Source organism: Limosilactobacillus caviae (assembly GCF_014635905.1).
GTDB lineage: Bacteria > Bacillota > Bacilli > Lactobacillales > Lactobacillaceae > Limosilactobacillus > Limosilactobacillus caviae.
The window spans coordinates 1-17083 of sequence record NZ_BMDS01000015.1 but is presented as its reverse complement, the minus strand read 5'-3'; the positions used below and the strand labels follow the sequence as shown (position 1 = coordinate 17083).

14 protein-coding genes and 1 pseudogene are annotated in these 17083 nt (G+C 27.6%); 5 read left to right on the top strand and 10 right to left on the bottom strand.

Features of this window, described 5'->3' with window-relative positions; translation table 11 throughout:
• The coding region (locus IEU90_RS10930; protein ID WP_188358140.1) for a transposase at positions 1-122 on the top strand (122 nt) is incomplete at its 5' end.
• A gap of 1686 nt (positions 123-1808) precedes the next feature.
• On the top strand, positions 1809-4034 hold the full coding sequence (locus IEU90_RS10925) for a transglycosylase domain-containing protein (protein WP_188358139.1): 2226 nt from the start codon (positions 1809-1811) through the stop codon (positions 4032-4034).
• A 514-nt stretch (positions 4035-4548) separates the two neighbouring features.
• Here the strand turns inward: IEU90_RS10925 and IEU90_RS10920 are convergent.
• The 10 genes from IEU90_RS10920 to IEU90_RS10875 all read right to left on the bottom strand — a co-directional run bounded on the left by IEU90_RS10920 (position 4549) and on the right by IEU90_RS10875 (position 14245).
• The gene (locus tag IEU90_RS10920) at positions 4549-5058 is read right to left on the bottom strand and encodes a hypothetical protein (protein ID WP_153710975.1); all 510 of its coding nucleotides are present in this window, start codon (positions 5056-5058) and stop codon (positions 4549-4551) included.
• 47 nt (positions 5059-5105) lie between these two features.
• Positions 5106-5627, bottom strand: a complete 522-nt coding sequence (locus tag IEU90_RS10915) for a hypothetical protein (protein ID WP_153710976.1) — start codon at positions 5625-5627, stop codon at positions 5106-5108.
• 106 nt (positions 5628-5733) lie between these two features.
• On the bottom strand, positions 5734-6348 hold the full coding sequence (lepB, locus tag IEU90_RS10910; RefSeq protein WP_188358138.1) for a signal peptidase I: 615 nt from the start codon (positions 6346-6348) through the stop codon (positions 5734-5736).
• Positions 6335-7477 carry a Rib/alpha-like domain-containing protein gene (locus IEU90_RS10905; RefSeq protein WP_153710978.1) on the bottom strand — a complete coding sequence of 381 codons (1143 nt, stop codon included), beginning with the start codon at positions 7475-7477 and terminating at the stop codon, positions 6335-6337. The genes lepB and IEU90_RS10905 overlap by 14 nt, the downstream gene beginning before the upstream one ends.
• A 495-nt stretch (positions 7478-7972) precedes the next feature.
• The gene (locus IEU90_RS10900; protein WP_153710979.1) at positions 7973-8155 is read right to left on the bottom strand and encodes a hypothetical protein; all 183 of its coding nucleotides are present in this window, start codon (positions 8153-8155) and stop codon (positions 7973-7975) included.
• 16 nt (positions 8156-8171) lie between these two features.
• Positions 8172-11489 carry a mucin-binding protein gene (locus IEU90_RS10895; RefSeq protein ID WP_153710980.1) on the bottom strand — a complete coding sequence of 1106 codons (3318 nt, stop codon included), beginning with the start codon at positions 11487-11489 and terminating at the stop codon, positions 8172-8174.
• A gap of 90 nt (positions 11490-11579) precedes the next feature.
• Positions 11580-12020, bottom strand: coding sequence for a hypothetical protein (locus tag IEU90_RS10890; RefSeq protein WP_153710981.1), 441 nt, complete (start codon positions 12018-12020; stop codon positions 11580-11582).
• Between the two features lie 19 nt (positions 12021-12039).
• Positions 12040-12687 carry a fibrinogen-binding adhesin SdrG C-terminal domain-containing protein gene (locus IEU90_RS10885; protein WP_188358137.1) on the bottom strand — a complete coding sequence of 216 codons (648 nt, stop codon included), beginning with the start codon at positions 12685-12687 and terminating at the stop codon, positions 12040-12042.
• Between the two features lie 41 nt (positions 12688-12728).
• A complete protein-coding gene (locus tag IEU90_RS10880; protein WP_188358136.1) occupies positions 12729-13058 on the bottom strand; it encodes an Ig-like domain-containing protein in 330 nt (109 codons plus the stop codon).
• A gap of 14 nt (positions 13059-13072) precedes the next feature.
• Entirely contained in the window at positions 13073-14245 is a 1173-nt protein-coding gene (locus IEU90_RS10875; protein ID WP_153710983.1) for a mucin-binding protein, read from the bottom strand.
• A gap of 408 nt (positions 14246-14653) precedes the next feature.
• On the opposite strand from IEU90_RS10875, the gene IEU90_RS10870 reads away from it, so the two are divergent.
• From IEU90_RS10870 to IEU90_RS10860, 3 genes and pseudogenes are all read left to right on the top strand, one after another.
• Positions 14654-14962, top strand: coding sequence for a hypothetical protein (locus IEU90_RS10870; RefSeq protein ID WP_153710984.1), 309 nt, complete (start codon positions 14654-14656; stop codon positions 14960-14962).
• Between the two features lie 98 nt (positions 14963-15060).
• Entirely contained in the window at positions 15061-16161 is a 1101-nt protein-coding gene (locus tag IEU90_RS10865; RefSeq protein WP_371868256.1) for a matrixin family metalloprotease, read from the top strand.
• A 265-nt stretch (positions 16162-16426) separates the two neighbouring features.
• A pseudogene (locus tag IEU90_RS10860) lies at positions 16427-17083 on the top strand (transposase); the annotation flags it as partial.

Below are 17083 nucleotides of genomic sequence, written 5' to 3'. Positions count from 1 at the left end.
TCTCCAACGGTCCCTTGGAAGGGATCAATCGTCGAATTAAGACCCTTAAGCGTTCCTGTTATGGTTTTACGCAAATAAACAATCAATTTTTCTTTTTAAGAATTGATTGTTTATTTGCGTAAAAAAACACCTCCCACATTCTCGTAGGAGGCGCTGATATCCATCAATACCAGTTAACAGATACCCGTATATTTAAGTAAAAAACGTTCTCCATTTAACTTTATATTCAGAAACAAGTAAAATTTTAAATATCATTTCAGGAAAATTAATAAAAACTATTTTATGATATCTATATAGAATATAATTTAATATTCTATTTTAGAGACGAATCTCTCTATTAAGTGTATCTTTATCTTTATATGGAAATAAACTATTTAAAGCATAGTTTTTTTACTCATTATTTAGCGATTCACTCCATACATGCCATTTTAATAATTATTTCCATACAATACACCATAACTAATTAGTTATGGTAGGCTAATATTTTTCTGGTGAAAATATATATTTCTAAATTAATATATAATTGGTTCGATTCCAATATTAGTCTTTCAAGACAGTACAATTCTAATAAAGGAAGGTGATAATTTCCTCATTACAATTTCTTACTTAATGCTCAGTATTTTAGTACTGTCTTGTTATTCTAAAGGTAAATCAATTAATGCCTTATTCCGTTTCAACTTGATACCTAGTTTGGAAGCTAGGTATCTTTTTATAAAAATCATATATCTTGTCGTATAGATTTACTTTTTAAGTAATTTTAACTTAATATCATTTGTAAAATTAAATTAGAGAATAGAAACATTTGTGATAGACTTTTGGATAACCGCAAATAAAAATAAAAGGACGAAAAGTAGCCTATAAACATCTTTTCATACGTAAATTGACTCCTATAGCCAATTTTGGGACATTAAAGACTCATATCCCCTCCCCATCTGCCAAGTTTATTAATTCTCAATAACGTTATAAAATATTTGAACAATTGAAAGCAAACGACATTGTAAAATTAATTAACCTGGTTATCGTATTTACCAGCGATATCATGATTAAGGAGTACTCAAAATACGATAATGCACCTGTGGAATGTCAAACCTAGGTACCTTAATGGAACCTAAATAAAAATAATAATAGTATTTTACGCCATGAGGGTCTCAGTAAATATTTAGAATTACGTAATTTCTCAGATAAATAATTACTCAGTTTATATTAAAATAGGATTCCACAAAAATCACTACCATATACCGGCTAAAGCATTCTTAGATCATATCGCAAAGGAATAACTTTTAACTTTTTCTAATTTAATTTGACATCTCGGATTTTAATACAATTTTTAATAATAGCAATAAATTTTCATACGTCTAGATAGATAATATTTAGAATATGAAAATTTTTTAATTTTATTTATATATTTATTAATAATTAAAATTTAAGTTGAATATTTACATGGTCAGAAAAAACATTAAGGTCTTTAATTAAAGTCCGTCAGAATTCGACTATCAACTCCATAGTAAGTTAAAAATAATCACCATAGGCCATGACAAAGAGTGCAAACTATTAGTTAATTGAGTGATTAACTAGTACTCAGGATTATTTTTCTATGTTTATTCGCCATATAAACGTAGAAATAATGAGAATCGGAATCGCCTTCTACGACTGGTTATTCCGAAATGCTAGAATATTGAGAAACTGGTCCAAATCAACTAGCACATGACTTTTCGACCTCCTAAATATCTCAACTGACATTTATCGATCGAAAGTTATTTCTTGCAACCCACTATATTTTATAGGCTAATCCTAAAAAGGAGCATTTTATGTCAAATAATAATCAAAAAACTTTCCACATTCATAATTTAATTAAAAAGTTCTTTATCTATTTATCAGGAATAATTATCATACTAATTTTTACACTTACAATATTGTTTTTTTACTATGTTTCTAGTGCCCCTAAAATTAGTGAAGATGATTTATCAAGACAAAACATTACTACTATTTATGACAATCAGGATCGAGTAATCTCAAGACTAGGTATTCAAAAAATAGAATATGCTAAAAATAACCAAATTCCTAGTACTTTAAAAAATGCTATTGTTTCAATAGAAGATCGCAGATTTTATAAGCATCACGGTATAGACTTAGTTCGGATATTTGGAGCAGCTGTTTCTAATATTTTTGGTCATTCTTCAGGCATGCAAGGAGGAAGTACCCTTACCCAACAACTTGTTAAATTATCTGTTTTTTCTACCGCGGATTCGGATAGGACCTTTAAAAGGAAGGCACAGGAAGCATGGCTTGCTATTAATGTAGAACGTCATTTTACTAAATCACAAATTCTCGATTTTTATATTAATAAAGCTTATATGGGAAATGGAATTTACGGAATGCAAACTGCCGCGCAATATTACTATGGAAAAGACCTCATGGAGTTAAATCTTTCGGAACTTGCTCTTCTCGCTGGAATGCCCCAATCACCGACATATTATAATCCGGCAACAGGAAATCTGAAATATGCTACAAATAGACGAAATGAAGTATTAAACGCAATGGTTCGCAATAAATATATAACTCAAGGAGAAGCTAAACAAGCTAGTCATGAAAGTATTACTTCTGGTCTCGATCCCAATCACGGAAATGTTTCAAGTAGTGATCCAAATGTTAAGGAAAAATTTATTGACTCATACATTAAAGAAATTTTAGATGAATTACAAGCACAAGGCTATAATCCGTATAAAGATGGTCTTAAGGTTCATACAAACCTCGATCTAAACGCTCAACTATATCTTTACACAGCAGCAAATAAACTTGTCCCATTCCAAAATAATAAAATGCAAACTGGGATAGCCGTTATCAACCCTCATAATGGCAAAATCATTGCTATGCTTGGAGGACGTCATACGGGAAATATCATGTATGGTCTAAATCGTGCAGTCCAAACTAATCGTAGTTCTGGTTCTACAGCTAAGCCTATAATGGATTATGGTCCTGCCATTGAGTATCTTGACTGGCCAACTTTTAAAACTGTTCAGGATAATTATTTTACTTTTCCTGGAACACATACTGTTCTTTACGATTTCGATAAGAAGTATAAAGGTGCCATGACAATGCGTGATGCATTAATTCAGTCAAGAAACGTTCCTGCTATTCGTTCTTTGCAAGAAGTCGGTCTTAAGAAATCCACTATTTTCCTTAAAAAGCTAGGAATTTCACAGAAGGAACCCTATACACTTCAAAATGGTATTGCACTATATATTTCGCCCCTACAAGTTGCAGCTGCTTATGCTGCCTTTGCAAATGGCGGTATATACTACAAACCGTATTATATTAATTCAATTACTACTCAAGATGGTAAAACCAAAAGATTTAGTCCAAATGGAAAAAGAGCAATGAAAGAATCTACTGCATATATGATTACCGATATGTTAAAAGGTGTATTTTCTGATCCAGAGGGTAGTGGAACTGTTGCACAAATTAGTGGTGTAAATCAAGCTGGTAAAACTGGAACAACTAATTATCCTAAAGATTCTAAGAAATCTGGTGTAATGGACTCTTGGATGGTTGGATATACAAAAAATTATTCAATTGCAGTTTGGACTGGATATGATCACCCATTTCAACCTGGTAGTAGTATCTCTGAACGATATACGAAATCTTCTCAACTATTATATAGAGCTATTATGAAGTATCTAGACTATCAAAATCATGCTCAAGACTGGGTCGTGCCAAATAACGTTCAGGCTATTAAAGTTAATAATAAGCGTCAATTAGCCATTTATGGCTCTAAATGGGCAAATTCTACTGAAAATAACTATAATTTAAAACCATATTCTAATAATTCAAATATGTTTTCTTCTTCACCTTCTTTCAGACCTAAAGAAAATATAAATGAACATTCTATAAAAGATAATCAAAACAGCTTTCCATCTTCATATACCTCTTCATCTACTTCAAACTCTTCATCTACTTCAAACTCAACATCTGAGCGGATTAATAAACCAATAGAACAATATCCAAATAATAATAATAATATAACAGTAAGATAAATTTCGTTGTTCTGATTTATATATTATCTAAAAATTTAAAAGTGCGAAATTACAATAATTTACCGATCTCTAGTTGGTACACAAATTTAAATCTCGCCGACTAAATTGGTCTAGTTAGAATCGTCATCCGTGACGGTTCTTTTTAGTTATTTTGAATTTTTTGCCCAACAATTAAACAAATCCTGGCCTTAAGAGTCATAAAATAGCAATAGCTGTAGAGGAGGAAGTAAAATGTTATAGTCAAGACACTGAAATCGCTAAGTATTAACTACTAATATCAATTGCTATGCTCTAGATTGTATATATTTATGCTTACTTGATAAAAGTCTTATTTTAAGACTTGTTCATGATTAACAACCCCATAGTTGGGACAAGCTTGCGGGGTTATAAATTTGTGCAACCCGGACCTTTTTTATTTTAAAAAATTAAAAATCTGGTGTTGATATAGAAAGTAATATTTCTATATCAACACCAGATATTGTAGAGCGCGGTAAATTACCATAATCCTGCTCTTTTAATTATTTAATTTTTTTATGCATATTATTATATAATTTGTTATTATTGGATAAATAATTGTTAATAAGTTATTTACAGCAATAGATTTATAATCAAACTTATCCAACATATTAAAAAGTTCTTGTTTATAATGTTTTAAAATATACTTTTTTTCTTTTTTTGAAAGAATTCCTATATTTCCATTTAAATTCTTATTAATCTCCCAAAAGTCCCAAGTAGATAAATCTATTACAAAAAAAGAGGCTCTATCATTAATAATATCATTTAATCTACTAAAAGGAGTAAATAAGGCCTGTTCTAGAAAATCTTCATCACGTTTTAGTCTAGATAGTATCCAAGTTAATAAAGCTTTTTTTAATTCTGTATCATTAATTGTAAGGTTAAGTTCTTTATTAACTTGAAAAACCTGATAAGATAAATTATGTAATGATTCGTTAAGTATACCAGAAAGAAAGTAAGATTTTTGTTCTTTACTTAAACCAGTATATACTATATTAATATTTTTCATAATATACTCCTTTAAATTTATAAATTAATATAACTTAATAAACCGTTTTAGTTACTTATTGATTCATCACTAGCTTTACTAATACTTTCAGCGTTGGTAGGTTCTCTACTAGAACTGCTACTAGTAGTTATTGAGCTTTGAATATTCTGAGAACTTTCTTGATTAGTTTTTTGACTAGAACTACTAGTAATTCTAGTATCACTATCAATAATCTTCTTAGTAATGGTATTACTAGTTTGAACATTATTTCCTCTATTGTTCAAATAATAATCTTTTTCTGAATTATTACTTTTTGTTGGATAATGATTATTTATTGTATTATTCTCATGACCTTTTGGATTTATATTTTGAGAACTACTCATTGAATTACTATTCTTAATTGAATTTTTTGATGAGCTTTTTGAAGTATTATCATGTTTTTTAGTCCCAGATGATTTACTTAGATGAATCTTAGTATTTCCTATAGGTAAGTAAGTATTATTCTTTATCTGCGCATAACTAAAAATTATATAAGTAAAGGTTATTATCATCGTAACAACATATGGCCAAGTTTTTTGCTTCTTTTTCATTTAATTACTTCCTTAAATTGTAGATAAGTTGCTGCAGAAAGCCATTAACTTTATATAGAACAACTTGTTAGTATAAGTATTCAAACTAAAGTCATATATTAATAATTTATGGCAAGTAATAAAAATCTTCCCACTGTTTATTTATTACTTTTCTCGTTGATTTATTTGACCATATGGGAACTTTAACTACGCCATCAATACTACCTCTTGAAATAAAGCCATACACTCGACTATCTTTAGCTATGGATCTATTATCGCCTAAAACAAAATACATATGTGGTGGTACATGTATGCTACCATCAATTAACCAACTATTCTCTATAGATATATTCTCAAGATTCCAATTACCTATACCCTCATTAGTTTGTGATTGATTAATATAATCTTGGTTTATTTTTCTATCATTAACATATAAAGAAGCCTTTCTAGAATCGATTTTATCTCCAGGAAGTCCAATCACCCTACAAATTAATGGTCTGTTTACGGGTGTATGATGCAAATAAAATTGGGACGTATTTGTATTAATAACAACTACGCTACCATGATTAATTCTAGCATGTTTCAAATATAAAACATTTTGATTCTTTGATAAATTTGGTACCATAGAAAGGTCACTTACTTTTGCAATCCCTAATTCAAGAGGTATAGTCTCTAGAAGAATTATTGAACTCAAAATAATAATATAGTAAATTAGTGAATATCGTTTTTCATTTTTTAGCATATAATTTAGAAACTTTATTGAAAAAATTTTTTATTTTAGATGTCTTTTGTAGAATTTTAGTTAATTCCCTACTATTAATTTCTATCTGTTTTTTTTCATGGTTAACATTGGCTTTTTCTTTTACTAGCACAGTAACAGAAATATCAAAAAGTGTTTGATCTGGATAAATTAATTCTATGATTCCTTCTGAGTTTCCAATTTTTTTAATATCAGGTTTTTTTTTCCAAATGTACATAGTACCTTTAGGCATATTACTATGATTTTTTATAATATGATGAGGAGGTGGTATTATACCCACACTAGTTATCGCATTTATAGCAGTTGGAGTAGGGATATATAAAGGTACTTTGACTACTTGTTCAGAAGAATCAGGAAAACGTATAATAATTTGTTCTGTATGTCTACCTGGAATTTTAACATCCTCAGCAACTTTAGTAACAGAAAGCCATGAAAAACTAGTATTCTTTGGTAAACTATCTTTATTTAAGATTCCCAAACTCGCTTCTGGGACATTGCCCTCATTTGCTTTTATTGTTCTCCCAATTGCAGTATAATTTTTAGCATCACTATAATTAATAACTAATAATTGAGAATTTAAAGCATCTTCTATTCTATCGGAATAGTTAATTCTAATAATTTCATAATGAGTTCTAATTAAGTAAGTGTCTAATTTAACTTTATTTTTAAAAGCCCAGAAATATTTTACCCCATTAGATAATTTTTTTATTTGCTGATAGAAAAAATCTTCTTTTATTAGTAATTTTCCCTTATAAGTATACTCAGTAGCTAAAGTATTTCTTTTTAAAGAATTATTTATTCTTTCATTATTATCAATTATTAACAAATTATTATATTTGGAATATTTATATGCATCACGTATATAAATAGTATTTAAAAGGTTATATGTTATATGTTTGTTAAAAAAATTACTTAAACTTAATAAGTTACTCTGACAAAAATAGTAATGTGCTTCCTGCTTAATAGTAAAGATTATCTTATAAAAGAATCTTTGTATTTCATAATTTCCCCCAAAAATATTATCAATAATTTTCTGAATTAAAGTATGTGTGTCTTGAATAAAAAAAATAAGTCTTTGGGTTATAGTTAATTTTAAAAAAATATTTTGCAAATTTATTCCTCCCAGCTTTCTTTAATTTAAGTAATTTTTTGAATGCTAAAAATATTTATAAGATTAGGAGTTAAACTGAATAGTTACCAAGTAAACAACCAGAATACTCTATAATCATCATAGATTACTGTTCAAGTATAAATGTAAACTCATTATAAAATCTAATTTTTGTATTTAAAATCTTCCCAACAAAATTTAATAGTATGTAAAAATAAAATTTGAAAAGTTATTTACATATTAATCAGTTAATACTGAAATCTTAATTATCGTAATCAATAATTCCATTTTGTTCTTCCATAAATAAAAAATCCCCTTACTGATGATAATCTCAGTATAGGAGATTCAGGATAACTAATACTAGATATATTGAAATATACGACTTACATAGCTTAACTTAAATAACTGGAAACGCAAAACACCTCCTAGAATTCACACTTTTATTATTTATAAGTGTCAACCCTAAGAGGTATTGTACGTTGTACGTCAATATATCCTTTATTTTTTTCTAAAACATTTAATTTCAAAATTTTTAGTTTGAAATTTTCTTGAGTTTTCTTCTTTTATAAAAAATCTATCTTTTATTTTTTTACTTTTTTTCATTAAAAGTAAGATAGGATTTTTATATGTAATTTCAAATACAATAGTTTTATTTTCATTAATTAAATTTTTCCTTTTCATCTAGAATTTCCTTTCATTAATCTAACAGAATCTTTTTGAGCTTATCTTTTATCTTAGTATTAGATTTTTTCTCATTATTGTTAGAATTATCCAATTTATTTTGTTTATTATTTTGCTTAGATTTTTTTTGAGGTTTCTCTGGGAATACAATAGTAACAGCGTTCTGTTGTATATTATTTGTTTCATTATTAATTTTTGTGTCTTTATTCTTAGTATCACTGTTCTGCACTTTATCAATAAACTGATTTTTCTCTTTTCTAGTCATAAAGATTGTATATTCTGAATATTTATCTAAAAATTTCAGTTCATTAAAATCTTTCTCTAAACTATATCCCTTATTCTTTAAAGACTTTATAATACCTATTATTGTATTTTCAGTTATTTTTTCACCGGTTACACCATAAATTTCTTTCTCTAATATTACTTCATTATTATCAACATCTATAAATTGTAATAAAATTTCAGACGGTTGAGGTATATATGAAATGTTTATAGATAAGTCACTCGAATTACTATTGACTTTAACAGCAGGAATGCTTTCTATTTTATATCCTTTTAAAGGCTCTGGTATAAACATTGGAAATTCAGAATCCGACCAGGTGCTCCAAAGATATTTATTTGTAACAAGATCTAATTTACCGTTTCTTTGGATAATAGCTTCTTGAGAAACATTTTCAATCACATTACTAGGAAACATTATATTAATTTTTCGTATAAATTTTTTTGTCTCCATAACTGTTTTTTCTCTATGTTGCATATAGACAAAAAATTCTTGTTTCTTTTGATTTGCGTCATATTTTCCTTTTACTGCACCCGAATCGGCTTGAATTATTTCAAATTGTTTTGATCCCACATCAAAAAGCGTATTCTTATAACCTTCATCATTATTTACCTCTAGTTTCTGGGTAAATGAATAATTAATTTTCCCTACTTTTGGATTAAGTTGTCCCTCATAAGAAGTAGGCACATCAACATAATAAATAAATATTGGTTGCTTTTTTATTTTATTGGAAATAGAAACAATATACTCATCATTTTGATTATTTGTTTTACCAAAAACATAATTCTGAGGCACATTATTCTTTACTAATGAATATCCTTCTTTTTTTAATTCTTTTAATTCTAAATCTACTGAATAATTTAAAGGCTCGCCTGTATAGCCAATAATTTTATAGGATCTAATAACATTTTCATCCTGATCTATATATTTTATAAAAATAGTATTTTTTTTAGGCACATAACTAACATTAATAGCTTGGTTATTAGATTTAACATTAACCGTTTCACTTTTAATATTATAAATCGTATATCCTTTAATAGGTCTAAAGTTTACCGGTGGAAAAACTAACGTATTCCAATTCTCCCAAAAAATTTTTTGGGTTACAAGATCTTTCTCTCCCATTCTTTTTAGTGGGGCTACTTGTTCTATAATTTGCATTGAACCGTTTGGTAAAATCAAATTTATTGTCCTAATGATATTTTTATTTTCTACTAACGTTTGTTTTTCATGCCTTAAATATACATAATAGTTTTTAATAGGTATTTCCCCATTAAAAACTCCATTGATAGCTCCATCATCATTTCTTTCAAGCCTATAATGAAAATTACTGAAATCCCAAAGCTTATTATTATATAATTCCCCATCATTACCAATTAGGGTCTGTGTACGTTCAAACAAAAAATTCTCTCTATCAATATCTTTTGTATTATTTAAATCTAAATCCACATAAAAAATTTTTATTTCCTGCTTATTAGATAAAATTTTCAAATTAACTTCTTTTGAAATTAACATATTATTATTCAAAACGTCATTTAAATAATAATATATTCTTGCCCTTTTATCTGAAATCTTTTTTGCAAAGACCCGATTGCAATCTGTTTGCTGCTCAGAGTTATCTTCATTTAAGTCAAAAACCTTAACAAAGTTATCAAAATTTAAATTTGAAATATTATATCCGTTTTTCATTACTAATGTATCTGCATAAAGGATTCGATGAACTTTTACAATCGGGATAAAGTGAGGAGTGACTTGGTATTTATTATGGACAAAATCATATAGTTTTGTTTCTCCATTTACAGTAGAATAAGAATAGTAAGGTGCTGGTTTCTCTCCATTTTTATCTATATCGACTGATAATCCTATATCTTTAATAATATTTTGAATATTATTAAGTGAATATATAAAATATCCTCCCATCCATAAAACATTAACATTTTCAGTATTAGTTGCTATTGCTCCATTTTCGTCTGGAAAATTAGTAATGATATTATCAATATCTGAGATTTTAGGCATTTGTTCTTGAATGTCTTTATCAAATAAAACTCTGTATTTACAAGTTCCATCTTGAACAACTGGAACAATTTTTTGATTTTTATAATCGTCAAGCGATAAAACAGGAGTACTTACTCTAATTTTTAAATTCGATGATGTATGTCTATCTGAAACTAAATCATAGATTGCATCTTTATTTAATCCCGCATTTATTAGTTTTTTATTTGATGCGAGTTCCATTAAAACATCTTTCCCTGTTAAATCATACAAAGCAAATTCATTAAAAGAAAATGTTGCCTTTTTATTATTATTTAATAATGCATCATTAAAATTGATGATTTTGAATGGAATATTAATATGGTAGCTACTATGTGGCATTAACGAACCAAATGCAATTATTGACGTAACATTTTCCCATTTAAAGTTTTTTATCTTAAGTAATGAATTTAAATTATAGAATTTATGAGTCTCTCCCATATAACTATAATTAATATTAAACCGTGAAATACGATCTCCATTTTCATCAGCAAAACTTAATCCATCAATATCTCTTATTCTAGATTCATCAACAACAACATGAATTGAATCATCATTAACTTTACAGTTCATCATAGGAAATGTGTATACTATTTCAATAGATTTAATATAGTCAGTAGTATTACTTAATAAACCAGTTCCTGTTAGCTTAGATACTTTTTTAAAATCTAATAAACTAGATACATAGTTTGCATTATAACGACTACATAAAGATTGTTCTTTTTTACTATTTAAATTATTAAAATTAGATATAATAGTTCCGTGATTTATTCCAAAAAAATTATCATTTAAACCATGCTCATCTTGGTACTTAGGATTTATATATATAGAAGGCATCGAATGTATTTTATTTTCTAGATTTCTTTCATTTTTAACATTGTACTCTTCTATATTTAAGTCCTTATTTTTTATTTCCATTAACTTTTCTCTATAATGAATAGTATTTTCATCATAGCCTGTTGGAATATCTCCATTTAAAAAATTTCTAGTTGATAATCCTATTATAGGTAAATAATTATTTAGCATGAACTCACTCCTACCCACCTACTAATGTATCTCTTAAGTTAATAGTTATTGACTTTATAATACCTATAGGATATTACTTAAACTTTTCAACTACATTTCAAGATTGTTAAAATGTAGTAGCGCTAATTTTAATAATTTATCAGTTCGTTGTTGTTGATATAGATGCTCATATACCAAGGAATAATCTTCATTATTAGGGCTATTCTTCTTAGCAAAATTTCTTATTACTTCTTGATTGTCTTCACTTTCAAACTTATTATTAAAATTCTTAATAAAGTCATCCCATTCTTTATTAAAGTTTTCCATATCTAAATCGCTTATGAAATAGAAAATTGCATTTCTTACTATATTATCTTCTCGTTGTTGTTGATATAAATGCTCATAAGCTAAGCCTATATCTTCTAAATCAACTTCATTTTGCTTTATAAAGTTTTGTATTGTCTCTTGATTTTCTTCTGTATCAAATTCTTTATAAAATTTAATAAGAAATTGTTGCCATTTTTCATTAAAATTTTCTTCTGTATATTTCATTATATGCCTCCACAATAAACTAAATATTGCAATACAACAAACACGGTTTAGAAATTGACTTTAAACATGCTCCAATTTTTTTTATGACAAATGTCTGAATTTGTACCTGATTTAAAATCCTAACACTATCTTTAACAGCAACAGCTTTTATAAACTCACATAGTTTATTGTTTTTATTAACGTTATCAGTAAGTGCTGTCTCTATTACTAACTTTTCCTTAACCGAATCTACTTTAGTAATTATTTTTATAATATATGTAGACGATTTGTTTGATGGTAAATTAAGTTTCATTTGGTTTTTTTTAAAAGAAACAGTATTTAGTTTATCTACAAACATATCTTCTTCCACTACCGGAAATTGACATGAAATATTTTTTAAATATTTATGGTTCACACCAAAACTTTCTGGGAGATTAACATTAAAGGTATTATCATATATTTCTACTCTTGTAGATTTTCTGTTTACTAATAATTCTTTATTATTATTTGAATTAAACAGTAATGTTACATTTTTTAAATCTAGATTTTTTGGTGTAATATAAAAAATTTCAGTTATGATTCCTTTTGAAAGGTTATAATCGGTTACACCTGATGAAATATGTGTTTTATTTTGAGAATACTTTACATTATAAAAAAACGAATAATTATAATTATCAATATTAATCATGCACTTTAAATTTTTAGTACTTTTAGTAACTATCCGTGAATTTACCTTAAAATAATAAAGTACCCCCCCTTAATATTTTTATGCTTTTCAACATAATCTGTAAAAGTATAAACAGCACATTGTCTATCATAATCATAACTAAAGTTGGCTATTTTTCGTTTCTTTTCATCATAAAAGTTTAAATCTCCTATATAGGAACACATTAAATCTTTTGAAATTTTAATTGAAAAAGAATCGAAAGGTTTAGTATTATTATTTATTTTAAACTTAATAAGACATTCTATAATATCTCCTTCTAAAGGATTTAACGGACTCTTTGAATCAGTTTTTATGTCTATGCTATTTAATGTATGGCTAGTATATTGTAACATTTCACTTCTCCCTGCTAACTATTCTTAAACTTCACAAAATTAGTTAAACTTTTTTGGACATTTTCATTAAAAGAAATTGTGGGTACTAATTTTTGATTTTTATTACTAGTCGCATAAATTACTTTAGTATCTTTATTATAATTCTTAATATTTATTGTTTTTTGGTCTATAAAATACCCAGGAATATTCGGTAAAACTTGTGTTTTCTCCACCTTTGTAGGATCAGTTTCTGAAGTTCGATAAAAAAATGATCTATTTGGCAATAATCTTGTTCCATTTTCTGTTATTGGGATAATTTTCCCATTCCGTACATACTTAATTTCTTCAACTATATTATCCATAACAACATTTTTACCTGTACTTTGTTTTTTATCTGCATGGTAATTTTTAATAACCGGCGTAGTTACTATTTCATACTTATTTTTATTAGGTCTCCATTTTGTCTTCTGGATTATTTCTCCTGTTACATTATCAGCAGTAATTACTCTATCCCAATCAATAATTTGTAAATTATCAGTAGGTGCATTTTTTTCTTCAACACCTAAATATTTTACTTTATATGTTGTTTTACGTTTAAGATCTAAGTATTCCTTAATAACGCTCGGACCTTTGTCATAAAAAGGATTTAGCGGCGTTTCCAAATTAAAATGTTTATTAGCCATAAACTGGGTAGTTTTATGATTAAACGTTATCGAATAAACTTCTCCTTGCTGTAATCTGCTATTTTCAAAGCTATTGAAATTTAGCTCATATCCTTTTTTTTCATAAGCTGCTATAGACTTTGAAATTATTTTTTTAATATCCTCATTATCTTTATTGATATACGTATTAGCACTCATTATTGAATCTGTTACTTTATCAATAAAGTTTATAGTTGTTTTCTTTTTTATAGGTGCATACTTTATTTTTTTAATTAAATTTTTTGATGTATAAATTATTTTTTCAGTAGGAATACTTTCTCTATTAGGCGTATAGCCAGGAATTTCTGGTGACTTTATTTTTTCAAAATTTTTGTAATCTGGATAATTAACACTAATTAATTCACCATCGTTCGCATCATAAATAACTGTAGGGTAAAAAGATACTGTTTGAACTAAACTTCGCATAATTGTATTATCATTAGAATTTACACACTGTATTGTTCTTGTGACCTTAGGAATCTTAATATCACTATTTTTTTCTTCCATTATAGCAATCCTTCCCTCTTTACAATTAGATAACTAGACAATAAGGCTTTATACATAAATTAAATATCTATATATCAATATAGTAATTTGCTTTTATAATATCTTTTCTTATATAATAGCATTGCAATCAGCTTATAGACTGATATACAAATTTGCGAAATTGATATGTTCTTTTTCACAGCATCTATCGGAATTAATTAAGCATGTATCATTCTATAAATTTAAAATGATTGCTTAATCAATGGTATTTTTTAAATTTTATTTGCTACTATATTATTTATATCAGCTGATTACTGTTCTGTCTATATCTATTTTTTTAATAATATATATATCCCAGTAGATAAAGGAAATTTTATATTTTAAATTATTAAGATTTTTTTATATATTTACATTAGGAGGCTAATTTAAATGAAATACTTAATCTTTTGTCAAAAAAGTGGAACAAACAATGAGATTATAAAAAATGCTAAAGATTTTCTACCAATAAGGCCGTCATTATTAAAAGGCGTTAATAATTTATTAGTAATGAAAAATTCTAAATACATTGCTGAATTTATTATTGGAAATAATGTTATCTTTGATAGCGAAACTCTTAAGACAAAACTTGATCTTACTTTAATAAATGATTCATATTTTTGTGGTAAGAATAATAGTTTTGTCTTTTCATCATTGCTTACTATTAAAAAAAAGCAAGACCTCATTAGAAGTCTTGCTTAATAATAAAATATTTTAATTTAGGAGGAATAATAGTGAATAAATTAAAAGCAACTCTAACTATTGGAGCTACTGTCTTAGGCATTAGTGGCCTTAATTCAATGGTAGCTAATGCTGATACTTTGCCTACAAATAGTAATAAGATTAATATAAGCAATAATTTATGTCCAATTTCTAATGAATCTCAGAGTACTAATATAGATAGTAGTGCCCTAATTAAAAATCAAACGAATTTTGAAACATGTTATTATCGATTGTCTAACAATACAAATCCATGGTGGAATTATTCATGGACAATAAGCAGAAATAACCAATATCAAAATAATAACTGGAATAACCGGTATCAAAACAATAACTGGAATAACCAATATCAAAATAATAACTGGAATAACCAATATCAAAACAACAACTGGAATAACCAGTATCAAAACAATAACTGGAATAACCAATATCAAAACAACAACTGGAATAACCAGTATCAAAACAATAACTGGAATAACCAGTATCAAAACAATAACTGGAATAACCAATATCAAAACAACAACTGGAATAACCAATATCAAAACAACAACTGGAATAACCAGTATCAAAACAATAACTGGAATAACCAATATCAAAACAACAACTGGAATAACCAGTATCAAAACAATAACTGGAATAACCAATATCAAAACAATAACTGGAATAACCAGTATCAAAACAATAATAATAGAAATTATCAAGCTGTTCCAGGATACAATCTACCGGAAGCCCATTGGCCAACTAATAATGCTTCCGTATATATAAATTCAAATGATCCAATTATTAGACAAGCTGCAATAACTGCAATTAATAATTGGAATAGCACTGGAGCATTCCATTTTTATTTATCAAATAATCCATTGTCTGCTAATATAAAAATAAGTGCTAATAATAATCCAAATAGTTCATTTGATGGTTATACTCAAACATATTTTGATAGAAGTAATCTTACCTACCACGGTCAAACACAAATAACATTAAATAATTACTTCTTACAAAACCCTTATTTTAATTACTCTTTTAGGCATCGTGTTCATACAATTATGCATGAATTAGGACATGCTATTGGTTTACAACATAATTCTTCTGATCCTTCATCTTTAATGTATCCAAATAGTACCGAATATCCTATTCAACCAAAGGATATTCAAGAGGTAAATTATATCTATCAAAATCATTAAAGAAATTTTGAATAATTGCTTGTCCTAACTCCAGCACACCTTTTAAAATAATCTGTTCAGCTTCAAATAAACTGGCTGATTTCACCAAATTCTGCTCGATTTCTGTTAAAATATTCATAAGGGAAGACCTGCCTTTGCTTAGTATTAGACACACTAAAGGCTATTGGTCTTTTCTTTTTTGTAAATAAGTAAAATTGATCTACAAAAAAGATTTCCATGACCAAATGAATTATTCATTCAAGCTATGAAAATCTTACACTAACATATTCAAATAACTGATGTTCTTGACTTGCCAGCCTCTAGTCCGGCAGATCAAGAACATACTAAGTTGATTAAAGCTCGGCTTTCTTATCCTATTAAGCAATGCAGACACTGTGGATTTGCGGCGGTTGTTAAAAACGGCTTCCGTAAAGCCTATGTTCACCTTCCAAGTTTAAATGGTATTCACTATGAACTTGAATTGTGGAAACAGCGTTACTATTGTCGCCAATGTCAGACTACTTTTGGCGCTACAACCAATTTAACTACTAATAATCAAACCTTATCCGGTCAATAAAAAAACCAAATCATGGAATTTGTCAAAGAAGGCTTAAACGGTAAACTAATTGCCCGCGTCTGTCACTGCTCACCAAGCAGTGTTCGCCGTACGATTAAAGAACGCGTCAAACCGTATTATCGAATGGCTAAGCTACCGCAAAACCTGTGCTTTGATGAATTTCGTTTAGTTAAATCCACAATGTCTTTCATCTGTTGTGACAGCGAAAACCATCAGCTAGTCGCCACTCTTCATGACCAGCTATCGCCGTCAATTATTGATTATTTTAAAACCGCTACTCCAAAGGTTAAAACGGTCATAATCGATCTTAATGCCCAATATCAAAGCTTTATTTACCGGCTTTTCCCTAACGCCCGAATTATTATC

Coding starts and splice junctions, on each gene's coding strand:
- IEU90_RS10925 (WP_188358139.1), top strand. CDS start 1,809: ATGTCAAATAATAATCAAAAAACTTTCCACATTCATAATTTAATTAAA.
- IEU90_RS10920 (WP_153710975.1), bottom strand. CDS start 5,058: ATGAAAAATATTAATATAGTATATACTGGTTTAAGTAAAGAACAAAAA.
- IEU90_RS10915 (WP_153710976.1), bottom strand. CDS start 5,627: ATGAAAAAGAAGCAAAAAACTTGGCCATATGTTGTTACGATGATAATA.
- lepB (WP_188358138.1), bottom strand. CDS start 6,348: ATGCTAAAAAATGAAAAACGATATTCACTAATTTACTATATTATTATT.
- IEU90_RS10900 (WP_153710979.1), bottom strand. CDS start 8,155: ATGAAAAGGAAAAATTTAATTAATGAAAATAAAACTATTGTATTTGAA.
- IEU90_RS10895 (WP_153710980.1), bottom strand. CDS start 11,489: ATGCTAAATAATTATTTACCTATAATAGGATTATCAACTAGAAATTTT.
- IEU90_RS10890 (WP_153710981.1), bottom strand. CDS start 12,020: ATGAAATATACAGAAGAAAATTTTAATGAAAAATGGCAACAATTTCTT.
- IEU90_RS10885 (WP_188358137.1), bottom strand. CDS start 12,687: ATGATTAATATTGATAATTATAATTATTCGTTTTTTTATAATGTAAAG.
- IEU90_RS10880 (WP_188358136.1), bottom strand. CDS start 13,058: ATGTTACAATATACTAGCCATACATTAAATAGCATAGACATAAAAACT.
- IEU90_RS10875 (WP_153710983.1), bottom strand. CDS start 14,245: ATGGAAGAAAAAAATAGTGATATTAAGATTCCTAAGGTCACAAGAACA.
- IEU90_RS10870 (WP_153710984.1), top strand. CDS start 14,654: ATGAAATACTTAATCTTTTGTCAAAAAAGTGGAACAAACAATGAGATT.
- IEU90_RS10865 (WP_371868256.1), top strand. CDS start 15,061: ATGGTAGCTAATGCTGATACTTTGCCTACAAATAGTAATAAGATTAAT.